This is a genomic window from Flavobacterium sp. ENC, from assembly GCF_020991415.1.
GTDB lineage: Bacteria > Bacteroidota > Bacteroidia > Flavobacteriales > Flavobacteriaceae > Flavobacterium.
In genome coordinates this window covers 58,549-77,442 of the sequence record NZ_JAJMOY010000003.1, presented here as the reverse complement: position 1 = coordinate 77,442, position 18,894 = coordinate 58,549, and the positions used below count along the sequence as shown (strand labels likewise).

The window sequence follows — 18,894 nt, the reverse complement described above, 5'->3', positions numbered from 1 at the left end:
TATTTTTTTAATGATTAAACCAATTAAACCTATTCAGCTTTTAAGCGCAAATGATTCAGTACCTCTTTAGGAGATTGGAACTCATATTTAATTTTATCGTTGTCTCTTACTTTCTGAACGCCTTCCAGTAAGATTTTATCATTTTCAGTAAGTCCGCTGCTAACGACATATAAATCAGGAATTTCGCCTGTAATCGTAATTTCTTTTGAACTTACTTTATTGTTTTTATCCACCACAAAAACATATTTTTTGTCCTGGATTTCATACGTTGCTTTTTGTGGAATTACGATAGCATTTCTCAACGGTACAAGCATTTGAACCTGCCCTGTTTCACCATTTCTAAGTAATTTACCTGTATTAGGGAATCTTGCTCTGAAAGCAATGTTTCCGGTTTCATTGTTAAATTCACTTTCGATTACTTCTACATTCCCTTTGTATTTAAAGGTATCTCCGTTAGCCAGAACCAAACCTACTTTGGTTTCTGCACGGTCTTTTATATCAGTTTGATATTGTAAATATTCCGGTTCTGAAACATTGAAATAAGCAAACATCTGACTGTTATCAGAAAGGCTTGTCAATAATTCCCCTTCGTCGATAAGACTTCCTAATTTTAACGGAATTCTGTCGATAGTTCCGTCAAACGGAGCTCTGATTTCGGTAAATGATAAATGAAGTTTTGCTAATGCCACCTCAGCTTTTGCAGATTGTAATTTGGCCTGGGCCACACTTAATTCGTTTTTGGAAACGATGTTTTTATCGGCCAGTAATTTAGAATTTTGCAATTCAATTTCTACTGATTTTTGTTCCGCCTGTGCTTTTAATAATTCCGCCTGATACATGTTTGGCATAATTCGGAACAAAAGCTGACCTGCTTTTACAAACTGGCCTTCATCAACATAAATATTTTGCAGGAATCCTTTTTCCTGAGCACGGATTTCAATATTTCGGACAGATTTGATCTGCGAAACATATTGTTTGGTAAACGAAGTATCAATTTTTACAGGATTGGTTACTGTAAATTTTTCAGCTTCTTCTTTTTCTTCTTTTTTTGATGTACAACTGGTAAGGCACAACAAGGCATATAAGCCTGTTAACACGACAATTCTTTTCATGGTATAATAAATGGAAATTAAGCGATTGAATAATGGGAATAGAAACTTTCCCGGTCTGAAAATAATCAGTCGCCAGAATAAAACGTGAAATGTAGAATGAAAAAGTATTTTAAAAATACTGTCCGCACTTATGCATGATCACGCTTATTGGTAACCGATGTATAAAAGGGAATCAGATTCTTAAAACTCTCTGAGTAATATAGATAGGATTTGACTCGCCACAAGATGGCGCTAAGAATTCAAAACGATTATAGGAATTTACAACCAGCTGACGAGAGAATGTCAAATAGAGTTTAGCTACTAAGCTGTAATTGGCTGTAAAATATTTATTTAAAAGTCCATCTTTAAGAGTATCGTTACCAAGACATTCTTCATCAAGATCTACATCGGCATCTTCAATAACTGAATTACCCTGATCCTGATTGGTGAATTTTACGCGGTGTCTTTTCTCAAGATTGTGATGAGGGCCCTGGTGAGTTTCAGCATTAAGATATTGCCCTCCGCCCAGCAGAAGGAAATTCATGAATACTAAAAATACTATTAACTTTCTCATTTGAGTGCGAAAGTAATAAAAGATTGGAATAAAAAAAATAAAATAAGAAAGTCTTAACACCTTGAAAGAAACGAAAACGTTTTCATTTTTTCATTCTGTTAATTTTAGTCGTTACTGCCTGAAAAGACAAGGCTTGAGACATTGTGAATTCAATAAAAAACAAACCGCATAAATAAACATCAGGTTATAAATCAGGGATTTAAAAACAGATTATTTAAAAATTCAGGCAGGATGTTTTTTAAGTGCCTGTTCTAAAATAAAATCTCCATTATGGTAAAATTTTTTCCGGTTTTTGTAAAAATTTTATGCGTGTCTGACATTCCGGATCTTTTATAAAATGATTTTTTATTCGTCCGGGCATTGCACCAGACTTTTTTCAATCCTTTTTCTTTTGCCAGTTTTAAAATAAAATGCAATAATTCAGAAGCAATTCCTTTTCCCTGATATTCTTCTAAAGTGGCTAATTTTCGAAATTGCATTTCATCTCCATCAATAAAACAGGAAACTATTGAAACCAGCTTTTCTTCGATAAAAACCCCAAAATGCAATCCTGAATCATCTTCGTCCAGCTGCACAAATTCAAAAGGCTGACCGGGCCACATTACTTCATGCCTGATTTTCCAGGTTTGTGGCGCTTTAATTGCTCTGATTTCCATATTAATTTGAAAAAAAAGTCCCTTTACTCAAGGGACTTTTAAATTTTAATTATTTGCTTTTCCAGGTATTATTCGCTGGCGTTGCGTCCAGAAAAATACCATTGTCAACTGTGATTTCTTTAATTTGCTTTTTACTTTTTAAAGCAATTACCGCCAATTTTTGATTCTTTTCCCAAATAGCAGGAGTCTGATGCAGCGATTCTTTTGTATCGTCTGCATACACAATATTCACCTCAAACGGAATCGAAAAACCACCTATATTTTCTATCGAAACCGTTTTGGCATCTGCACTTTTAACGGAAAGATCGATGTAATTATTCGTAAAAAACCAGTTGTTGAAAAACCAGTTCAGGTTTTTTCCTGAGGCAGTATTCATCGAATTAAAATAATCCCACGGAATTGGGTGTTTGCCATTCCAGTTGTCCATATAGGCGTGCAATGACTTTTTGAACAAATCATCGCCCAGCAGATCTTTTAAGGCGATATAAGAAAGGGAAGCTTTACCGTATGAATTATTTCCGTAACCCGGTCCTGAAACCTGCGTAGACATAGAGATAATCGGCTGATCTTCTTCTGTTGAAGGATCGTTGATGTATTGCGCCACCCTGAATTGTTTGTAAAATTTATCGGCAGCTTCTTTTCCGTGTTCTGCTGTTCCGATTAAGTATTCGAAGGTGGTAGCCCAGCCTTCATCCATAAATGCGTAACGGGTTTCGTTGATTCCCATGTAAAAAGGAAAATAAGTATGTGCCACTTCATGATCCTGTACCAGTTGTGCGAAAACAGGATCTCCCATTTGCGAATCATTACACATCATTGGGTATTCCATGTCGGCAAATCCCTGGAAAGCAGTCATTTTTGAAAAAGGATACGGAACTCCCGGCCAGTTGTTCGAAAACCAGTCTAAGGCGTATTGGTTGTTTTTTACTGAAGCTACAAAATCAGTTCCTTTTACATCATACGCTGCCTGAACACTCGCACGGCGATTTGTCTTTTTATCTACTAAAACGCTGCTGGCATCCCATAAATAATGATCACTTAGTCCGAAACATACGTCTGAAATGTTTTTGGCTTCAAATTTCCAGGTATTCCAGTCGTTTTGTTTTGTTACAGCACCACTTTTCATTTCCTGTTCGTTAGCGATATGAAGCACTTCATCGGTTGTATATGACTTTTTTAAACGTGCTGAAAATTCCGGATTCAAAACTTCATCCGGATTCAATAAATCCCCGGTGCCGTAAACCACATAATTTTTGGGTGCTTTAACCGAATACGTATAATCATTAAAATCATTATAAAACTCCTGACGGTCTGTATGTGGCAATCTGTCCCAACCGTTATAATCATCAAAAACGGTTACTCTCGGATAACTATACGCTACAAAGAAAGTAGTATTGTCAATTTGTCCTTCTCTTCCGCTTTCTTTAGACAAAGGATAATTCCAGTCAATATTGATAGTGATTTTTGAATGTGGAGGAATCGCTTTTTTAAGTTTTACATTCCCTACCGTACCCCAGCTTCTGGCGTCTTCCTTATAAACTTCGCCTTCCACTTTCAATAAAGTGATGGTTAATCCGTCACTTAGAAAATCATCACTGACAGATCCGCCGCGTGGAGAAGATGGTTTATGAAGATTGTTTACAAAACGAATAGGTAAATTCCTCAAACTATCCGGACTGTTGTTCTCATAGACAATAGTTTCAGTTCCGCTGACTACTTTTGTAGCTGCATTTACCGTAAGATCCATAGTGTACTTACCATGATTCTGCCAGTATTTTTTTCCGGGCTTCCCGTCTGTCGAACGAGTGCCTTTTGCATAAGATTCTTTGATATTTCTGGGCATATAAAGCTCCTGCGAAAAGCCATATTGCATTAAAAACAGAAAACCAAACAATAACAATTGGTGTGCTTTTTTTCTCATAGTTTTATAAATTGATGATTTAGTCGATTACAATATTAGAAGCTTTATTTAAATTATGTTACATTTTATCTAAATAATATTTTCGTCGATTTCTGATTCCATCCAATTCTAAATGTTGCAGTTTTGGATGAAGAAAAAAATACAGACCTATTTTACAAGAGATAAAATAAACTCAGAACCTCAGTATCTCAGAACCTCAGCAACTCAAAAAGAAAAAACCGCCTTTTTCAAAAAAGAAAAAGACGGTCATCTACAATTAATATATAACCCTGAAACTACAAAATATAATCGGTATTAATGAAATTCGATTCCTTGCTGTTCAGCAATTCCTGCAGGATTTCATTATTATAAGCGATATCTTTTGAAGCTACGAACGTACGAATAGAGAAAGAACGTAAGGCATCCGGGATACTTAGGGTACCTACTGCAGAATCTTTACGTCCTGTAAAAGGAAAGGCATCAGGACCTCTTTGGCAGGAGCTGTTCAGATTTACCCTGCAAACTAAGTTTACCAGGGAATCGATAAGCGGTGCTAAGGTTTTGATATCTTTTCCGAACAAACTTACCTGTTGCCCGTAATTTGATTCGGCCATATCATCAAGAGGTTCATCAATATGTTTAAAAGAAATAATAGGCACCACAGGTCCAAATTGTTCTTCGTGATACACTCTCATTTGTTTATTTACAGGAAATAAAACGGCCGGAAAAATATAATTATCAGTATGTTTTCCTCCTTTTTCGTTCAGGATTTTTGCTCCTTTTGAAGTTGCATCATCAATTAAACCCTGAATATATTTTGGCTTATCTGCTTCAGGAAGCGGTGTTAGTGCAACGCCTTTTTCCCATGGATTTCCAAACAGCAATCCGTCTACTTTTTCAGAAAAACGTCTGTTAAATTCTTCTGCAATAGATTCATGTACATACAAAACTTTCAAAGCGGTACAACGCTGACCGTTGAAAGATAAAGTTCCTGCAATACATTCCTGAATCGCCAGATCTAAATCGGCATCCGGTAAAATAATTGCCGGGTTTTTAGCTTCCAGACCTAAAATCAGACGTAATCTGTTTTTATTCGGATGCTGATCCTGCAAGGCAATTGCTGATTTACTGTTTCCAATTAATGCCAAGACATCAATTTTTCCGGATTTCATGATTGGAGAGGCAATTTCGCGTCCTCTTCCGTAAACAATATTAATAACACCTTTAGGAAAACTGCTTCTAAAAGCACGTAATAATGGTGAAATACATAAAACGCCATGTTTTGCCGGTTTAAAAATAACCGTATTCCCCATAATCAAAGCCGGGATCAGCAATGAAAAAGTTTCGTTTAACGGATAATTATAAGGTCCAAGGCATAATACAACACCAAGAGGTCCGCGGCGAATCATGGCATTTACGCCCTGCACTTTTTCAAAATGCGAACTGCGTCCGTTTAATTCTTTATAACTGTCAATTGTATCCTGAATATATTCGACTGTTCTGTCAAATTCTTTTTGCGAATCGCCAAGGTTTTTTCCAATTTCCCACATCAGAAGTTTTACCACTTCTTCGCGGGTATCCTTCATTTGTCTTACGAAATTTTCCATGCATTTAATGCGATCGGCCACTTTCATCGTTGGCCATAAGCCCTGACCTTTATTATAGGCACCGTTGGCAGCCTCAACTACTTCAGCAGCTTCTTTTTCTCCCATAAACGGAATGGAACCTAGTACAGTTGGTGCATATTTTTCTGTAGATGAAATGGTAGAAAAAACAGGTGTGGTCTGCCCTGTCCATTGTTTTAGCTCCCCATTTACAAGATACGTATCCTGATTGATAAGGGTTTTAATCTGAAATTCTTCGGGTATTAAACTCATAGTCCGGTAATTTATAATTTGGTTATTAATAGCGTTTGAAAAGAAAAAAGAGGCTTTTCAGGCCTCTTCATTTTTTTATGGATTTACGGTTTCGCCTTCCCAGTCAAGGATTCCGCCCAGTAAATTATAGGCATTTTCGATCCCTAACTCGTTCATAACCTGACATGCTTTCGCACTTCTGGCTCCGGAACGGCAATACACGTAATAATTTTTGTTTTTATCTAATTCTTCGATTTCGTAAATAAAACCTTGTCCTTTATTAATATCAATATTAACGGCATTTTCGATGTAACCGTCATTAAACTCGTCCTGAGTTCTTACGTCAAGTATAACTGCATTCTCGTCAGCAGCCAGTTGGGCAACCCAATCTTCTTGTGATAAATTCATAATAAATGTGTTTTTTGTAAAATTACGACGTTTCTGTTAATTAAAAACGTACCAAATGCGATTTCGATTATTATTCTCAGAAAACGTTTTAGAGAAAGGATTATAATCAGTGAATTACAAATTTACTCACTATTTTCAAAAATCCAGTCTATAAAATCGATAGAAAATAGGATTTTTTCATTTGACCAGATACCTTCTAAAAATAGTTTTCTGGCAATTAATGCCAATCCAATCTGCTATCTTTGTATAAATTTAGATGTTTTAATTTTAATTTGATAAAAATGGGTGTTACGAATTAGTTCATACTGAATTGTGAAATTATTTTTTTGCCACAGATTAAGAGATTATAATGATTAAAAAAAGTTGCCACGAATTTCACTAATTTTCACTAATTGATTTCGTGCTAATTCGTGAAATTAGTGGCAAAAAAATAGATTAAGAATTTATATTGAGTAAAAAAAAGTTGCCACGAATTTCACTAATTTTCACTAATTGATTTCGTGCTAATTCGTGTAATTAGTTCGCTGTCGCTGTCGCATTCTATGATAAAATGCAACTAAATTAGATTGAGAAATTATATTAATTAAAAAAATAGTTACCGCGAATTTCAACTAATTAATTCGTGCTAATTCGTGAAATTAGTGGCAAAAAAATAGATTAAGAATTTATATTGATTAAAAAAAAGTTGCCACCAATTTCACTAATTTTCACTAATTGATTTGTGCTAATTCGTGAAATTGGTTCGCTGTCGCTGTCGCATTCTATGATAAAATGCAACTAAATTAGATTGAGAAATTATATTAATTAAAAAAATAGTTGCCACGAATTTCAACTAATTAATTCGTGCTAATTCGTGAAATTCGTGGCAAAAAAATAGATTAAGAAATTATATTAATTAAAAAAAAGTTGCCACTAATTTCAACTAATTAATTCGTGCTAATTCGTGAAATTCGTGGCAAAAAATAAATCAAAATAATTGTGAAAATCCGTTCAATCCGTAAAATCCGTGCCCAATAAATAAACAATCAAACCATGCAAAACTCACTTAAAAATATATTTCCCAACTTCTCCAGTGAACTTATCTCAACGATTGAAGAAAACGGAAGCCTGCAGGATTTTGAAGCCGGAACCATTTTAATGCGAACGGGACAATACATCAAAAACACGGTTTTGATCACCAAAGGAAAGATCAAGATTTACCGCGAAGGCGAAGATGGCGGCGAATTCCTGATGTATTACCTGCAGCCCGGACAAGCCTGCGCTATTTCGATGATTTGTACCGCCAAAAGCGAAAAAAGCCAGATCATGGCCAAAGTAGTCGAAGATGTTTCGGTGATGATGATTCCGCTGCAAATGATGGACAAATGGATGATGGAACACCGGTCCTGGTACGAATTCGTCATTGAAACTTACAGAAGCCGCTTTGAAGAAGTCCTTGAAGTGGTTGACAATATCGCCTTTCGCTCTATGGACGAACGTTTGGAATTTTACCTCAAAAGACATTCCGATGCCTGTGGCTGTTCTGAAGTAAAACTTTCGCATCAGGAGATTGCAACCGAACTCAATACCTCCAGAGAAGTCATTTCCAGATTACTCAAAAAAATGGAACAGCGTGGTCTGGTGAAACTCAACCGCAATCAGATTGAGCTTTTGAAATAGTCTTTACCACGACCAGAGCGACAGTGAACAGACAAAACAATTTCACTAATTTTCACTAATTTCTTATTGCCACATCGAGCAAAGTCGAGATGCGTTGTATTCCCGACTCCGCCCTAACTGACAAACACTTTCTAATTTACCTTTATTGCCACATCGAGCGGAGTCGAGATGCGTTGCGTGTTCTCGACTCCGCTCGAACTGACAAACATTCTCTTAGTTCCTTATGGCTAATCAAAAATATTTGCATTTAATAAATTCTATGTGATAAATGTTACTGTAGATTTATTTTTAACGAAGCACCTTTGCATAAAAACATGCAATGGAATATTTAGGATATTTTGCTTCAATCATCATCGGAATATCACTAGGCTTAATCGGGGGTGGAGGATCTATCCTGACCATCCCGATTTTGGTCTATTTATTCAAAGTAAATCCCGAGCAGGCTACTTCTTATTCTTTGTTTATTGTTGGACTGACTGCTATGTCCGGAAGTTACAGCCATTATAAAATGGGAAACCTCAAACTCAAATCGGCGTTGTATTTTGCCATTCCTTCTGTGATTTCGATTTTGATTATTCGTGAAGTTATCTTTCCACAGATTGCTTCGACTCTATTTTCTATCGCTTCGTATTCTGTCTCCAAAGATTTTCTGATTATGGTTATCTTTTCGGTTTTGATGATTACAGCGGCTATTTCAATGATTCGAAAAAACAAACCCGAAATTAAAGCAACCGAAACCAATTACCTTCAACTTAGCTTCATTGGATTTGTAGTCGGAATCATCACCGGATTTCTGGGCGCCGGAGGCGGATTTCTGATCATTCCTGCCCTGCTCTTTTTCGCTAATTTACCTATGAAACAAGCCGTTGGAACCTCATTATTAATTATCTCAATCAATTCATCGATAGGTTTTGGAGGTGATTTATATATCGGTACTCCCATCAATTATCCTTTTTTATTGGGCGTTTCGGCAATGGCACTTTTGGGAATGTTCATCGGCAGCCGGCTTTCCAAAAAAATTGATGGCGCCAGATTAAAGCCTATTTTTGGGTGGTTTGTTCTGGTGATGGGATTTTATATTATTACTAAGGAGGTTTTGTTTTAAGTTTTTTCTCTCGCAGATTTGCTTCGCCAGTTCGCTATTGCTCGGGTTGCGGATATGGCAGATTTTTTTGTCTTCTTTTTGTGTAATCTTTGCCAAAGATGAACTAAAAAATCCGTTTATTCCTGAGAGTAAACGGATTTTGATATTTTGGGCGTTCCCTTCGGTCGGGCTATTCGCTAAATCTTTTCCTTGCTAAAGAAGCAAGAAAAAGGATATCGCTCCTATCCCTAACGCAAATTCACGTGAACTTAAGTCTTTTATATTTCTATTTATTCAAAAGTTTTTCAAGATATTTTACTTTTTCTTTTTCTGCATTAGCTACTTCTTTTTCAGCCAGAACCAAACGTTCGTAAAGTTCGACCATTTTATCTAAAGGATTGAAATTAAAAATAGGACCAGATGCACCCTGACCATTGCTATTACTGACACTATTGTCGTAAAAGTTATTAAAAAAATTAAAAACTGATTCTTCCGAAAAGTTTTCAATTGCTTCTACTGTAACTCCAAGAACTTTTGCAATTTCTACAAGTCTTTTAGTATCAACTTCTTCATTTCCTTCAATTCCGAAAACAGTTTGCTGGCTTACGCCAATTGCTTCTGCAAGCGCTTCCTGTTTCATTCCTCTAAGCTCTCTGATTCGGCTTATATTGCGTCCGATATGTTTTGGTTTTGTTGCTGTGCTCATAGTTCAAAGATATTTAAAATTCTTAAACGAATTATTAATATAATAAAATACAACATTCTTTCGATAAGTTACACTTTTGTATTTCGATGCTCAAAAATACAATTTTTCGTGCAAAAAATAAAAAATTCAATAACAGGAATAATCCCATTATTGAATTTAATAACTTTTCTATTTCAATAAAAGTTCACTTAGCGTTGTCCACCGGCCACAGCGATAGTTTCACCAGTAATCCAGTAAGAATCATCAGAACCAAGAAATACAGCCACTTTTGCAATATCTTCAGGTTGACCTGCACGTCCTAGTGGTGTTTCAGAAACATGCCATTTTTCTTCATCTCCATTCATAACTCCGGAACTGTGAGAACCTTCTGTTTCGATTAGTCCGGGATTAATAGAATTGACACGGATTTTCTTCGGACCAAGTTCTTTAGCAAGAATACGGGTCATGGCATCAACTGCATATTTGGTTTGAGTATAAATCAAAGAAGTTGGCATATCAAGCGTTGATACAATCGAACCTGTATTAATGATTGCACCGCCTTTATCTCCAAATAATTTTACCGCTTGTTGAATCGTCAATATACTTCCCAGCACATTAATGTTGAACATGCGGTGAAAAGATTCTTCCGTAATATCGTCAATACCCGCAAAGCTATAAACACCTGCATTGTTAACCAGTATATCAAGTTTACCAAATGTTTTGGCAATCTCTTCAAAAATACGTTTTACATCAGCTGCTTTCTCCACATTACCTTGTATTGCAATCGCTTTTCCGCCATTACCGGTAATTTCCTTAACGACTTTATCAGCGCCGTCTTTGCTGCTTGCATAATTAATAACCACTGTCGCGCCCTGATTGGCATATTCTTTAGCGATTCCTGCACCTATACCTTTTGATGCACCTGTTATTAAGGCTACTTTCCCCTCTAATTTTCTTAAATTTTCCATCTTTGTTTTGCTAATTATAATTGTTAATTAATAAGGCAAAGTTGGGTATTTAGTAAGGTTGAAAAGTTGAAGTATCTTAGGAAAAAAGGTTGAACTACTTCAACTTTTCTTCTTCACTTTTTCATTACGTATTTTCGATAAAAACTCTGTAGTCATATTAAGATAAGACGCAAGAGCGTATTGTGGAAGACGTTGCGCAACCTTTGGGAACTTTTCCAGAAACTCACTATAGCGCTGTTCTGCATTTTGTGTAAGCATTGCAATAATGCGACGTACATAGAATGCAGCAGATTTTTCGGCCATTAAACGAAATAAGGTTTCCAGATTATGAGTGGAAGATTTTAATTTTTGTTCGGCTTCATAATTTATCTGTAAGATCACACTATCTTCTAATGCTACAATAAACATAGTCGCCGGAGTTTGGTATATATAACTATTATAATCGGCTATCCACCAGTCTTCAATCGCAAACTGAATCGTATGTTCCGTACCTTTTTCATCTACAACATAGGCACGAAAAGCACCTTCAAGTACATAAGTTCTTTGTTTGTTTACAAATTCCGGTTGTACGATAAACTGTCTTTTCTTTATTTTTCGCACTTTAAACTCAGACAGCAAGGCATCCATTTCGTCTGGTAATAAGATGACTTTCTTATTAATATTTTCAATAAATGATGTCAGGTCTTCCATGTAATTTTAAATTATGATTTATATTCTGCCCCAGTACCTTGACAAAATTATCGCAAATTAATATCAGTCCAAGAAATTAAGATTGTTTGTTTTGGCGTTTTAACCGCGGCGAACGGGCTATTCGCTAAGCAAACTTAGGCAAACTAGAAATTTCGAATTTATAAAATTGAATAGCCGTGGTTTTAACCCAAGGAATATCGAATAAATCTTCCTGGCTTTAGCCAAATATACAGCTCATTTTCGGCTAAAGCCAACTTCATTCAAAAATTAAAAAACCGTTGGTTAAAACCAACGGCTATGCATATAAATAATTCGTGAAAATTCGTGAAATTGGTGGCTAAAAAAGCTTAATGCTCCCCATACCCCACATCATCCATTTTCCCATTAAAAACACGGTACTGAATAATAAAATAAATAATGACCAGAAACAGCGCGACAAAAAACCAGCTCAGTCCGGCGTTTAATCCGTAAGCTCCGGCGGCGGTATTGTAAATGGTTAAAGACGGATTTACTTTATTCGTTGAAGGCAAAACATTCGGAAAAATAGAAACGGCTGTTGAAGCAAATCCGCCAACGAGAAATAAAGTTGAGAATATAAAACCGTGCCCGTCTTTTTTATACGAACGCACTTTGAACAACCCTAAAATCCCGACAAAAGTCATCACAGGAAAAAACCAAAGAACCGGATTTTCTACAAAATTATGAAAAGGTTCCGGCTCAATAAAATGCCAGATCTGCAACGAAATACAAACCAAAACCAATAAAACAATATTCAGTTTAAAAACCAGGTTTTTAAGCTGTGGATTCAAAGACGAATTGGTTTTAAAGATAATCCAGTTGGCGCCGTGAATCGTTAAAGCTACCACACTCACAATGCCAAGAAACAGGGTAAACCAATCGATAATCCCCAATTCATTGGCTTGCGGACTGAAAGTCGGATTCCATAAGGGCAAAAAGAAGTAATGTGCTTCCTGAGTCGAAACGCCGTTGGTGACCATTCCGAGATTGACCCCGCGCACGATATTTCCCAAAGCAATCCCGAAGAACAACGCCAGAAGCAGACTTGCGATTCCGAAAGCCTTGTCCCAGATTGTTTCCCACATCGGGTGATGCACCTGCCCGCGCATTTCCAAACCGATGGCACGGAAAATCAACAGCCATAAAATCATAATCAGCGGCAGGTAAAATCCACTGAAAGAAGAAGCATATAAAGTCGGAAATGCGAAAAACAATACACCTCCGGCCGCAATAATCCAAACTTCGTTGGCATCCCAAAACGGACCGATAGCGCTTGTAATTACTTTTTTATCTTTCTCTGTTTTAGCCAGAAATAAATGAATAATTCCTGCCCCAAAATCATAACCGTCCAAAACAATGTAAACGGCCAGAATTCCCATTAAAACGACGTACCAAAAAAATTCCATACTTATATTTTTTCTGTTGAAAGTTCCACATGATGAGGCCCTTTATTGATAATTTTTCCAATCAAAAGCAAAAACAGCATTCCAAGTAAAAGATACAATCCGATAAAACCTAATAAGGTAAACAAGGTATTTCCGGACGAAACTGTTGGGGATGCCCCCGCAGAAGTTCGCAATAAATTGTAAACCAGCCAGGGTTGTCTGCCTAATTCGGCGGTGTACCAGCCTGTAGTATTGGCGATATACGGGAACGGCATCATAAACATCAGCGACCATAAAATCCATTTGGTCTGGTATAATTTTCCCCGAATTAACTGAAAAAGTGCCAAAATCATCAAACCAATAAACAAAGTCCCGAGTCCTACCATAATATGATAGGCATAATACAGTCCCGAAATATTGGTCGGATGCAGGTCTTCTTCGAACTGATCCAGTCCTTTTATTTCCTGTTCCCAGTTTCCATACGTCAGGAAACTCAAAATATTGGGAACGGCAATTTTATTATCCAGTTTTTTATCTTTTACATCGGGCTGACCGATTAAAACAATTTCGGAACCTTTTTTCTCGGTATGAAAAATTCCTTCCATTCCGGCAAAAGTCACCGGTTGGTATTTCACTACATTTTTGGCCAGTAAATCTCCCGTTGGAACTACCACAATAATACTCGAAATCAATCCGAAAATGACTCCCGTTTTAAGAAACAATTTTCCAAAAGAAACATTTTTCTGACTCAGAATATAGAAAGCGCCGATGCCGGCCACAACAAACGAACTCGTTACCAAAGACGCAGCCTGATTGTGCAGATAAGAAGGCCACAGCCACGGATTTAGAAATAAAGCTTTAAAATTGGTCAGTACAAATTTTCCGTTTTCCAGAATTTCATAACCAACCGGATTCTGCATCCAGGAGTGTGTGGCTATAATTAAGTAACCGCTGGCCCAGGAACCAATCATGATTAATACTCCCGTTACAAAGTGCCATTTATGTCCCAGTATTTTTTCACCAAATAAAAATATCCCAAGGAAAGAAGATTCCAGGAAAAACGAAAACATCCCCTCCATGGCCAGTGTCTGACCAATAATTCCACCCGTCAGCTCAGAGAATTTGGCCCAGTTGGTTCCGAACTGAAATTCCATTGGGATTCCGGTTACGACACCCATGGCAAAATTAAGGGCAAAAATTTTCATCCAGAAATGCGTGGCGTGATTGTACTGTTCGTTTTTTGTTTTTAAGTATTTCCATTTGAAATAAACAATGATCAGCGAAAGACCCATTGTAAGTTGCGGAAAAAGGTAGTGAAAGGTAATCGTGAAGGCGAATTGCATTCGGTCATAAAAAAGCATTTCTTCCATGAGTGGTATTTTAATTATGAAGTCCCACAAATTTACCCATTAAAACCCAAATTAATGACCTTAAAAAAAAGTTTATCGCCCTATATTTGTTAAACTTTTCAACAATTTAACATGTATAAATAACACTTATGCCTGCAGCAATTTTGCCAAAGTTTGTCATTTCGACGAAGGAGAAATCTCTTTAAGGAACTCCACAAACAAAATCTAATCTTTGCCGAACTTCTCGCAAAGATTTCTCCTTCGTCGAAACGACAGAAATGACAGGATTGTGTATAGATGTACGTATCAAATAAGCCCGCGGTTTCAACCGCGGGAACGCAATGCATAATCAAATATAGCCTGCGGTTTCAACCGCAGGCTATATTTGATTATGTTCGCTATATTTGATTATTTCTTTAAAATTCCTTTTTCGACACTTTCATTTATCAGGCCTTCCGCGTACGTCCATAAAGTCCGGGAGCCTTCTTTTATCACACTCTTTTTTTCGTAAACTTTTTGGTACCCTACGCCAAACTCTTTCCAGGTGCCACCGTTGTTAGAGGTGTTTTGCAGTAAAGGCTCTAATCTGTCCATCGATTTGGCAAATTTGGCTTCGTTGGTTTCCCCGGCTTCAAATTCTTCCCAGATTTCAATAAAGGTTTCGGCTTGTTTTTTTGGAAGCAGGCCAAAAATGCGGATCGCGGCCAGACGTTCTGCATCGGTATTCGAATGATTGATTTGCAAATCATACAAAAAAACATCCCCGGCGTCGATTTCTACAATATCGTGTATCAAAACCATTTTAACCACTTTCAAAACATCAATTGGTCTATCTGAATGCTCGGCCAGAACAATCGCCATTAACGCCAGATGCCAGCTGTGTTCAGCATCGTTTTCATTTCGGTCACTGTTAAACAGCTTCGTTTTCCGCTGAATGTATTTTACTTTATCAATCTCTTTTATAAAAGCAATCTGATCCAATAAGTCTTGTGTATTCATAATAAATGATTTTCGTAGCGTTGTAAAATTACGGAGATTTTTTTTCTAGCCTATAAGTAATGTAAGTTCATTTTAGTTTTGCATTTTGTCAGACTGAGCGAAGTCGAAGTCCTGTTAGTGAAACCTTACTTTTATTTAAATGGGTTTATATTTTTTCTACCATGTAAGTCATAGAAGTCCATATAAGCTTAACGTGGATTGCGTAACGCCTTAAATGAACTTACATCACTTACATGGTGAAATTCCTTTTTTTTATTTCAAAAATGAATTTCTGTAACATTAGTCACTTATTCTTTAGAAAAACCGAGTTATCTTTGTACACCATTATTTAGATTCCCAAATCATGAAAATTGAACAAATTTACACCGGATGCCTTGCGCAGGGTGCTTACTATATAACTTCAGACGGTGAAGCTGCGATTATTGACCCGTTAAGAGAAATTCAGCCTTACTTAGATCGTTTAGAACGTGATGCCGTTAAATTGAAATATATTTTTGAAACGCATTTCCATGCTGATTTTGTTTCCGGACATATCGATTTAAGCAAAGAAACTCAGGCGCCAATTGTTTACGGACCTAATGCGACCTGTGAATTTGACTGCATTTCCGCGAAAGACGGACAGGAATTTAAAATCGGAAAAATCACGATTAAAGCCCTGCACACTCCCGGGCACACCATGGAAAGCACTACCTATTTACTGATTGATGAAAACGGAAAAGACCATGCGATTTTCTCCGGAGACACTTTATTTATCGGAGATGTGGGAAGACCGGATCTGGCACAAAAAGCAGCCGGAATGACACAGGATCAGCTGGCCGGAATTTTATTTCATTCGTTAAGAGATAAAATTATGACTCTGGCAGACGATATCATCGTATATCCTGCACACGGAGCCGGAAGTGCCTGTGGAAAAAACATGAGCAAAGAAACAGTTTCGACTATTGGAAATCAAAAAGCAACCAATTATGCTTTGCGTGCCAATATGACCGAAGCTGAATTTATTACCGAAGTGACTGACGGATTATTGCCTCCTCCAGCCTATTTCAGTATGAATGTGGCCATGAATAAAAACGGTTACGAAAGTTTTGAATCGGTTTTGCATAACGGAATGAAAACCATAAAAGCCGAAGAATTTGAAGCTGTAGCCGAAGAAACCGGAGCTTTGATCCTGGATACCAGAAGTGCTGCCAATTTTAGCAAAGGGTTTATTCCACAGTCTATTAATATTGGAATCAATGGTGATTTTGCACCTTGGGTGGGAACTTTAATTGCCAATGTAAAACAACCTATTATATTGGTTACCGAAATTGGTCTCGAAGAAGAAACGGTAACACGCTTAAGCCGTGTTGGGTTTGATGCAATCATCGGACATCTGGAAGGTGGTTTTGAAGCCTGGCAGCAAGCCGGTTTTGAAATTGATACTGTTAACCGAATTACCGCTGCACAATTTGCAACTGAATTTAAAATTGACGAAGACAAAGTAATCGACATTCGTAAAGAAACCGAATACGCTGCAGAACATATCGATGAAGCTTACAACAAACCATTGGCTTTCATCAACGACTGGGTAAAAGATATTAATCCGAATGAGCATTTTTACCTGCATTGTGCCGGAGGTTACCGCAGTATGATTGCGGCGTCTATTTTGCAGGCACGCGGGTTTAGAAATTTTTCAGAAGTGGAAGGCGGTTTTGGGGCGATCTCGAAAACTGAAATCCCAAAGTCTGATTTTGTTTGCCAGAGTAAAGTATTAAAATAAAGTAACAAAGATACAAAGGCACAAAGTGACAAAGGTTTTAGCCTTTGAACCTTTGAACCTTTGCCACTTAGAACCTTAAAAAAAATGAATCTACTAGAAATTTTGAGAGAACCCTGGCCTTGGTACGTTTCAGGTCCGTTAATCGGGTTGACTGTACCTATTTTGTTAATTATCGGAAATAAATCATTTGGAATTAGTTCTTCCTTGCGACATATCTGTGCGGCTTGTATTCCGGCAAACATCTCCTTTTTTAAATACGACTGGAAAAAAGAAAGCTGGAATTTATTTTTCGTTTTCGGAATTTTCCTTGGCGGAGTTATTGCGGCTTATTTTCTTTCAAATCCAAATCCGGTTGAAATTACGGCGAAACTTTCAGAACAATTAACTACTTACGGAATCACGGATCGTTCCGGATTAATGCCCAAAGAACTTTTCTCGTGGGAAAGTTTATTGACACTTCGCGGCTTTATTATGATGGTTGTTGGTGGCTTTTTAGTAGGCTTCGGAACACGTTATGCGGGCGGCTGTACGAGCGGACATGCCATTATGGGAATTTCAAATTTACAATGGCCTTCATTAGTTGCGACCATCTGTTTTATGATTGGCGGTTTTTTTATGGCCAATTTGATTTTACCTTATATTCTTTCACTTTAAAATTTCAAAAATGAATCATTTAGAAAATCAAAATACAGACACAGAAGGAATCAACGGAAGCCAATTGAAAGATTCCGGACTCTCCAATCTGAAATATGGTATTGTTGGAATCTTCTTTGGAATTATATTCGTAAAAGCCGAAATCATCAGCTGGTACCGCATTCAGGAAATGTTTCAATTGCAATCCTTCTTTATGTACGGTGTCATTGGCAGCGCAGTCGTTGTCGGAATTATATCCGTTCAGCTGATCAAAAGATTCAATATTAAAACCATTCAGGGCGAAAAAATAGAAATTCAGCCTAAGACCTTTAATAAAGGGCAAATCTATGGCGGACTGATGTTCGGATTTGGCTGGGTCCTGACAGGAGCTTGTCCCGGGCCTTTGTTTGCCCAAATCGGAACCGGAGTTACGGTAATTGTTGTCACTTTGGTCAGTGCCATTGCAGGCACCTGGGTGTATGGCCTTATTAAAGACAAACTGCCTCATTAATACCTTAATAGCAGATTAAAAAATGAGCTTAACAGAATTACAATTAAGAAAAGCAAATCTTTCAGAAGTACCTCAAATTTGGGAAATTATACAAGATGCTATCGAACAAAGACGATTAGAAGGAAGTAAACAATGGCAAGACGGTTATCCAAATGAACTTTCAATTACAAATGATATCAATACTGGTTTTGGCTACGTTCTTACCGAAAACGAAACCATTTTGTGTTACGCTGCCATCATTTTCGACATCGAACCCGCTTACGAAGAAATCGAAGGCCAATGGCTTAGTAAAGGTGATTATGTCGTGGTACATCGTGTAGCTGTTTCAAAACTGGCAAAAGGAAAAGGTATCGCTACAAAACTCTTTCAAAAAACAGAAGATTTAGCAATTCAACAAAACGTGTATAGTATTAAGGTAGATACTAACTTTGATAACACTCCAATGTTGAAAATCTTAGACAAACTAAACTATACGTATTGTGGTGAAGTCTATTTTAGAGGGGCGGCACGAAAAGCGTACGAGAAAATGTTAGCTTAAAATAAATAAAGTCAGGTAGTACGAGAAACCCGACAGTGTTTAAAAACCTGTCGGGTTTCTCGTATCGTGCGCCCGCGTGAGGGATAGAAGCTGTCCGCCGCAGCGGAGCGTATAGCCCGACAGCAGACCGA

At 37.2% G+C, this 18,894-nt stretch carries 18 protein-coding genes; 6 read left to right on the top strand and 12 right to left on the bottom strand.

What is annotated here, in order from left to right:
- Nucleotides 1–29 precede the first annotated feature (29 nt).
- The 6 genes from LPB89_RS09200 to LPB89_RS09175 all read right to left on the bottom strand — a co-directional run bounded on the left by LPB89_RS09200 (nucleotide 30) and on the right by LPB89_RS09175 (nucleotide 6,485).
- Complete coding sequence (locus tag LPB89_RS09200) at nucleotides 30–1,112, bottom strand: efflux RND transporter periplasmic adaptor subunit (protein ID WP_127339536.1); 1,083 nt, start codon at nucleotides 1,110–1,112, stop codon at nucleotides 30–32.
- Nucleotides 1,113–1,284: 172 nt separating this feature from the next.
- Complete coding sequence (locus LPB89_RS09195; protein ID WP_230701460.1) at nucleotides 1,285–1,665, bottom strand: hypothetical protein; 381 nt, start codon at nucleotides 1,663–1,665, stop codon at nucleotides 1,285–1,287.
- Nucleotides 1,666–1,916: 251 nt separating this feature from the next.
- Nucleotides 1,917–2,321: a GNAT family N-acetyltransferase gene (locus LPB89_RS09190; protein WP_230701459.1), complete on the bottom strand. Its 405-nt coding sequence runs from the start codon at nucleotides 2,319–2,321 to the stop codon at nucleotides 1,917–1,919.
- Nucleotides 2,322–2,370: 49 nt separating this feature from the next.
- Complete coding sequence (locus tag LPB89_RS09185; RefSeq protein ID WP_230701458.1) at nucleotides 2,371–4,242, bottom strand: M1 family metallopeptidase; 1,872 nt, start codon at nucleotides 4,240–4,242, stop codon at nucleotides 2,371–2,373.
- Nucleotides 4,243–4,517: 275 nt separating this feature from the next.
- Nucleotides 4,518–6,098 carry an NADP-dependent glyceraldehyde-3-phosphate dehydrogenase gene (locus LPB89_RS09180; RefSeq protein WP_230701457.1) on the bottom strand — a complete coding sequence of 527 codons (1,581 nt, stop codon included), beginning with the start codon at nucleotides 6,096–6,098 and terminating at the stop codon, nucleotides 4,518–4,520.
- 75 nt (nucleotides 6,099–6,173) lie between these two features.
- Nucleotides 6,174–6,485 (bottom strand): rhodanese-like domain-containing protein, encoded by a 312-nt coding sequence (locus LPB89_RS09175; protein ID WP_127339532.1) that lies wholly within the window; start codon nucleotides 6,483–6,485, stop codon nucleotides 6,174–6,176.
- Between the two features lie 1,032 nt (nucleotides 6,486–7,517).
- On the opposite strand from LPB89_RS09175, the gene LPB89_RS09170 reads away from it, so the two are divergent.
- Complete coding sequence (locus tag LPB89_RS09170) at nucleotides 7,518–8,144, top strand: Crp/Fnr family transcriptional regulator (protein ID WP_230701456.1); 627 nt, start codon at nucleotides 7,518–7,520, stop codon at nucleotides 8,142–8,144.
- A gap of 319 nt (nucleotides 8,145–8,463) precedes the next feature.
- Nucleotides 8,464–9,249: a sulfite exporter TauE/SafE family protein gene (locus LPB89_RS09165; RefSeq protein WP_230701455.1), complete on the top strand. Its 786-nt coding sequence runs from the start codon at nucleotides 8,464–8,466 to the stop codon at nucleotides 9,247–9,249.
- Nucleotides 9,250–9,514: 265 nt separating this feature from the next.
- Here LPB89_RS09165 and LPB89_RS09160 read toward each other — a convergent pair whose 3' ends face one another.
- The 6 genes from LPB89_RS09160 to LPB89_RS09135 form a co-directional block, all read right to left on the bottom strand.
- Complete coding sequence (locus tag LPB89_RS09160; protein ID WP_230701454.1) at nucleotides 9,515–9,934, bottom strand: helix-turn-helix transcriptional regulator; 420 nt, start codon at nucleotides 9,932–9,934, stop codon at nucleotides 9,515–9,517.
- 188 nt (nucleotides 9,935–10,122) lie between these two features.
- Nucleotides 10,123–10,881 carry an SDR family NAD(P)-dependent oxidoreductase gene (locus tag LPB89_RS09155; protein ID WP_230701453.1) on the bottom strand — a complete coding sequence of 253 codons (759 nt, stop codon included), beginning with the start codon at nucleotides 10,879–10,881 and terminating at the stop codon, nucleotides 10,123–10,125.
- 99 nt (nucleotides 10,882–10,980) lie between these two features.
- The gene (locus LPB89_RS09150; RefSeq protein ID WP_230701452.1) at nucleotides 10,981–11,571 is read right to left on the bottom strand and encodes a Crp/Fnr family transcriptional regulator; all 591 of its coding nucleotides are present in this window, start codon (nucleotides 11,569–11,571) and stop codon (nucleotides 10,981–10,983) included.
- 347 nt (nucleotides 11,572–11,918) lie between these two features.
- Nucleotides 11,919–12,995, bottom strand: a complete 1,077-nt coding sequence (gene cydB / locus LPB89_RS09145; protein WP_230701451.1) for a cytochrome d ubiquinol oxidase subunit II — start codon at nucleotides 12,993–12,995, stop codon at nucleotides 11,919–11,921.
- A 2-nt stretch (nucleotides 12,996–12,997) separates the two neighbouring features.
- Nucleotides 12,998–14,344 (bottom strand): cytochrome ubiquinol oxidase subunit I, encoded by a 1,347-nt coding sequence (locus LPB89_RS09140; RefSeq protein ID WP_230701450.1) that lies wholly within the window; start codon nucleotides 14,342–14,344, stop codon nucleotides 12,998–13,000.
- Nucleotides 14,345–14,731: 387 nt separating this feature from the next.
- Entirely contained in the window at nucleotides 14,732–15,322 is a 591-nt protein-coding gene (locus tag LPB89_RS09135) for an HD family hydrolase (RefSeq protein WP_230701449.1), read from the bottom strand.
- A 343-nt stretch (nucleotides 15,323–15,665) separates the two neighbouring features.
- Here LPB89_RS09135 and LPB89_RS09130 point away from each other — a divergent pair, with 343 nt between their 5' ends.
- The 4 genes from LPB89_RS09130 to LPB89_RS09115 all read left to right on the top strand — a co-directional run bounded on the left by LPB89_RS09130 (nucleotide 15,666) and on the right by LPB89_RS09115 (nucleotide 18,763).
- Nucleotides 15,666–17,081 carry a rhodanese-like domain-containing protein gene (locus tag LPB89_RS09130; protein WP_230701448.1) on the top strand — a complete coding sequence of 472 codons (1,416 nt, stop codon included), beginning with the start codon at nucleotides 15,666–15,668 and terminating at the stop codon, nucleotides 17,079–17,081.
- Nucleotides 17,082–17,165: 84 nt separating this feature from the next.
- Nucleotides 17,166–17,735, top strand: coding sequence for a YeeE/YedE family protein (locus tag LPB89_RS09125; protein ID WP_230701447.1), 570 nt, complete (start codon nucleotides 17,166–17,168; stop codon nucleotides 17,733–17,735).
- A gap of 10 nt (nucleotides 17,736–17,745) precedes the next feature.
- On the top strand, nucleotides 17,746–18,225 hold the full coding sequence (locus tag LPB89_RS09120; RefSeq protein ID WP_230701446.1) for a DUF6691 family protein: 480 nt from the start codon (nucleotides 17,746–17,748) through the stop codon (nucleotides 18,223–18,225).
- A gap of 22 nt (nucleotides 18,226–18,247) precedes the next feature.
- Nucleotides 18,248–18,763: a GNAT family N-acetyltransferase gene (locus LPB89_RS09115; protein ID WP_230701445.1), complete on the top strand. Its 516-nt coding sequence runs from the start codon at nucleotides 18,248–18,250 to the stop codon at nucleotides 18,761–18,763.
- Nucleotides 18,764–18,894: the final 131 nt, after the last annotated feature.

What these genes read in the sequence shown, in the direction of transcription:
- LPB89_RS09200 (WP_127339536.1), bottom strand. Translation starts at nt 1,112, where the DNA reads ATGAAAAGAATTGTCGTGTTAACAGGCTTATATGCCTTGTTGTGCCTT.
- LPB89_RS09195 (WP_230701460.1), bottom strand. Translation starts at nt 1,665, where the DNA reads ATGAGAAAGTTAATAGTATTTTTAGTATTCATGAATTTCCTTCTGCTG.
- LPB89_RS09190 (WP_230701459.1), bottom strand. Translation starts at nt 2,321, where the DNA reads ATGGAAATCAGAGCAATTAAAGCGCCACAAACCTGGAAAATCAGGCAT.
- LPB89_RS09185 (WP_230701458.1), bottom strand. Translation starts at nt 4,242, where the DNA reads ATGAGAAAAAAAGCACACCAATTGTTATTGTTTGGTTTTCTGTTTTTA.
- LPB89_RS09180 (WP_230701457.1), bottom strand. Translation starts at nt 6,098, where the DNA reads ATGAGTTTAATACCCGAAGAATTTCAGATTAAAACCCTTATCAATCAG.
- LPB89_RS09175 (WP_127339532.1), bottom strand. Translation starts at nt 6,485, where the DNA reads ATGAATTTATCACAAGAAGATTGGGTTGCCCAACTGGCTGCTGACGAG.
- LPB89_RS09170 (WP_230701456.1), top strand. Translation starts at nt 7,518, where the DNA reads ATGCAAAACTCACTTAAAAATATATTTCCCAACTTCTCCAGTGAACTT.
- LPB89_RS09165 (WP_230701455.1), top strand. Translation starts at nt 8,464, where the DNA reads ATGGAATATTTAGGATATTTTGCTTCAATCATCATCGGAATATCACTA.
- LPB89_RS09160 (WP_230701454.1), bottom strand. Translation starts at nt 9,934, where the DNA reads ATGAGCACAGCAACAAAACCAAAACATATCGGACGCAATATAAGCCGA.
- LPB89_RS09155 (WP_230701453.1), bottom strand. Translation starts at nt 10,881, where the DNA reads ATGGAAAATTTAAGAAAATTAGAGGGGAAAGTAGCCTTAATAACAGGT.
- LPB89_RS09150 (WP_230701452.1), bottom strand. Translation starts at nt 11,571, where the DNA reads ATGGAAGACCTGACATCATTTATTGAAAATATTAATAAGAAAGTCATC.
- cydB (WP_230701451.1), bottom strand. Translation starts at nt 12,995, where the DNA reads ATGGAATTTTTTTGGTACGTCGTTTTAATGGGAATTCTGGCCGTTTAC.
- LPB89_RS09140 (WP_230701450.1), bottom strand. Translation starts at nt 14,344, where the DNA reads ATGGAAGAAATGCTTTTTTATGACCGAATGCAATTCGCCTTCACGATT.
- LPB89_RS09135 (WP_230701449.1), bottom strand. Translation starts at nt 15,322, where the DNA reads ATGAATACACAAGACTTATTGGATCAGATTGCTTTTATAAAAGAGATT.
- LPB89_RS09130 (WP_230701448.1), top strand. Translation starts at nt 15,666, where the DNA reads ATGAAAATTGAACAAATTTACACCGGATGCCTTGCGCAGGGTGCTTAC.
- LPB89_RS09125 (WP_230701447.1), top strand. Translation starts at nt 17,166, where the DNA reads ATGAATCTACTAGAAATTTTGAGAGAACCCTGGCCTTGGTACGTTTCA.
- LPB89_RS09120 (WP_230701446.1), top strand. Translation starts at nt 17,746, where the DNA reads ATGAATCATTTAGAAAATCAAAATACAGACACAGAAGGAATCAACGGA.
- LPB89_RS09115 (WP_230701445.1), top strand. Translation starts at nt 18,248, where the DNA reads ATGAGCTTAACAGAATTACAATTAAGAAAAGCAAATCTTTCAGAAGTA.